The following is a 625-nucleotide window of genomic DNA, read 5'->3' on the forward strand; positions in this document are numbered from 1 at the left end:
GCAAGCCCAACACCTCCAAGCCGGCACCGGGGCATCAGATCTACCCCTATCTGCTGCGCAAGCTACCGATCACCCGGCCCAATCAGGTGTGGGCCATGGACATCACCTACATCCCCATGGCCCGGGGCTTCGTCTATCTGGCGGCGGTGGTCGACTGGTTCAGCCGGCGCGTGCTGGCCTGGCGGCTGTCGATTACCCTGGAGGGAGCGTTCTGTATCGAGGCCCTTGAGGAGGCGCTGGCCCGCTATGGCTGTCCTGAGATCGTCAACACGGATCAGGGCAGCCAGTTCACCAGTCGCGACTTCGCCAGCGTGCTGCTCAAGAATGAGATCGCGCTCAGCATGGATGGCAAGGGCGCCTGGCGCGACAACGTCTTTGTCGAGCGCCTGTGGCGCAGCATCACATACGAGGAGGTCTATCTGAGGGCCTACGACAGTGTCGCCGAAGCTCGCGCCTCGATTGGCCGCTCTCTGACCTTTTACAATGGCCGGAGGCCCCATTCGAGCCTTGACCGGAGGACGCCCGATCAGGCCTACTTCGCCCCGCTGCCGCAACTCGCGGCGGCTTAACCCGGCAGAGGCTCCACATCGCAAACCGAAAACGCTGTTCAGCCAAACCGAGCCAC

At 63.4% G+C, this 625-nt stretch carries 1 protein-coding gene; it reads left to right on the forward strand.

What is annotated here, in order from left to right; genetic code table 11:
* Positions 1 to 569, forward strand: a 569-nt coding sequence (locus LG661_RS24835; protein WP_230534661.1) for an IS3 family transposase, incomplete at its 5' end; no start/stop codon positions are given.
* Between the last annotated feature and the right edge of the window lie 56 nt (positions 570 to 625).

The sequence above is a fragment of the Microvirga roseola genome, assembly GCF_020866965.1.
GTDB lineage: Bacteria > Pseudomonadota > Alphaproteobacteria > Rhizobiales > Beijerinckiaceae > Microvirga > Microvirga roseola.